This window comes from Sinomonas atrocyanea, from assembly GCF_030811715.1.
Classification (GTDB): Bacteria; Actinomycetota; Actinomycetes; order Actinomycetales; family Micrococcaceae; genus Sinomonas; species Sinomonas atrocyanea_A.
The window spans coordinates 1-2,139 of sequence record NZ_JAUSRH010000025.1; the positions used below are offsets into that span (position 1 = coordinate 1).

General features: G+C 69.7%; 2 protein-coding genes. Both read right to left on the bottom strand.

Annotated features, from left to right (window positions below; genetic code table 11):
* Window positions 1-62 precede the first annotated feature (62 nt).
* Window positions 63-860 (bottom strand): IS21-like element helper ATPase IstB, encoded by a 798-nt coding sequence (istB, locus tag J2W21_RS19725; RefSeq protein WP_307116218.1) that lies wholly within the window; start codon window positions 858-860, stop codon window positions 63-65.
* A complete protein-coding gene (istA, locus tag J2W21_RS19730; RefSeq protein WP_307116219.1) occupies window positions 860-2,074 on the bottom strand; it encodes an IS21 family transposase in 1,215 nt (404 codons plus the stop codon). Before istA ends, istB begins: the two co-directional genes overlap by 1 nt.
* Between the last annotated feature and the right edge of the window lie 65 nt (window positions 2,075-2,139).

Genomic DNA, 2,139 nt, shown 5'->3' on the forward strand with positions numbered 1-2,139 from the left:
TGTCGGCGGCGCTTGAATCTTGGACGCTTTCGGCGCTTGAAAAGTGAACGGGTGCAGGCAGTTTAGCCGCTGGTTTCGTCGGTGGTGGTGCGGATGCTGGGGAGGCTGTCGATGCCGCGTCCGCGGAGCCGGTAGCTGGCGCCCTTGAGGGTGAGGACGTCGGCGTGGTGGACGATGCGGTCGATCATCGCTGCGGCGACGGCCTGGTCGCCGAAGACCCCGCCCCATCCGCTGAACGGGAGGTTCGAGGTGAGGATCAGCGAGGCGTGTTCGTATCGGGACGAGACGAGCTGGAAGAAGAGGTTCGCGGCGTCCTGCTCGAACGGCAGGTAGCCGACCTCGTCGACGATGATCAGCCCGTAGCGGCGCAGTCGGGCGAGCTCCTGGGGCAGCCGGCCTTGACGGTGCGCCTCACTGAGGCGGGTCACCCAGTCGGTTGCGGTGGCGAACAGGACCCGGTGCCCGTGTCCGGCGGCGATGATTCCTAGAGCGGTGGCCAGGTGCGTCTTCCCTGTCCCGGGCGGGCCGAGCAGGACGACGTTGCGGGCTTCGAGCAGGAATCCGCCTGAGGCCAGTGCCGCCAGCTGCGGCCGGGCCGTCGGCTGTGCGTTCCAGTCGAAGTCTTCGAGCGTCTTCCGTGCGGGGAACCCGGCCGCCTTGATCCGCAGCTGCGCCCCTGAGGCGTTGCGCGCGCTCACTTCGCGTTCCAGGACCGCTGCGAGGTAGTCCTCGAACGACCAGCCTGCGTCCCGGGCCTGGTCGGCCAGGCGTGAGGCGGCCTCGTTGATCCGGGGTGCCTTCAGCGCCGCGGCGAGATAGGTGATCTGCTTGGCCGCCTCGGTCGTCTTCGCCGGGCCCATCAGTTGAATCCTCCGTCGATCAGTCCGAATGCATGGTCGTAGTCGGCGAGGTCCCGGGTCAGGTCCTCGCCCGCGGCGACCGCGGTGCGCGGCTGCTGGAACTGCTTCCGCAATCGCGCTGCGGCCTCCACGTGCGTGGGGTCGGTGACGGTCGTGCCCCGGGCCCAGACCCGTGTGTGCTCGGCCACGGTCCGCCCGTCCAGACGCACGCGGACCCGGTCGAGGTCTGCGCTCACATCGACGATCCGGCCGATCACGCACGGGTCGACGGAGTAGTCGTTGGTGTCGATGCGGACGTAGTAGTCCCGGCCGAGCCGGACCCGGTTGCGCCAGCCCAGGTGCAGCGGGACCGGCGGCAACGGCAGCATCGCGGTCCGGTCCGCGTCGAGGCGGTCGGCCGGGGACGCCCCGAGGGTGCGCACGATGCGCTGGTTCGCCCGGCCCAGCCACTCGGTGAACTGCTCATCGAAGTCCGCAGGCGAGGCGAACGACCGGCCGGGCATGAACGAGGTCTCGAACCACCCGTTGCGCCGCTCCACGACGCCTTTGGATTCCGGGTCCCGCGGAGGCAGCAGGACCAGCTTGGTCGCCAGGGTGCCCATGAACGCGTCGACACCGTCCGCGTGGCGCCTGCCGCGGCCGATGCCGGGCTCGTTGTCCCAGAGCAGCCGGCGCGGAACCCTTCCGATCTGCTGGATCAGCTCCCACGAGCCCAGCAGCAGGTCCTCGGTCCTGCGGGTCGGGATCATCCTGCCCGTCATGAACCGGGAATGCGCCGGGGTGATCACCAGCACCGGCAGCAGCTTCGCCGTGCCGTCTTCCAGCGGGATCCGCCGCGGCGGGAACCACAGATCACACTGGGCCGCGTCCCCGGCCGCCCACTCCAGCCGGTCCGCCGGGTCGATCCGCTGCTGCTCCGGCCGCAGTCGGCGCACGTTGTCCCGGAACCACCGGATCGAGCCCTCCCACCCGACCCGCTCAGCCAATACGGTCGCCGGCATCTCGGGTGTCTCGGCCAGCAGCTCCCGCACCCGCGCTTCGAACGGCGTGAACGACGTCGGCCTCGCCGAGCGCTCATACCGCGGCGGCGCGTCCGACGCCACCGCCTTGATGACCGTGGTCCGCGAGATCCCCAGCCTCGCCGCTATCCTCGCCTTCGGCTCACCCTCCGCGGCAAGCCGGCGGATCAACGCCCAGTCCTCCAAAGTGATCACTCTCCAATCGTCGAGTGTTCACTTTTCGAGCGCCGCTACTGCCCAGTTTTCGAGCGCCGACGACA

Coding starts and splice junctions, on each gene's coding strand:
- istB (WP_307116218.1), bottom strand. CDS start 860: ATGGGCCCGGCGAAGACGACCGAGGCGGCCAAGCAGATCACCTATCTC.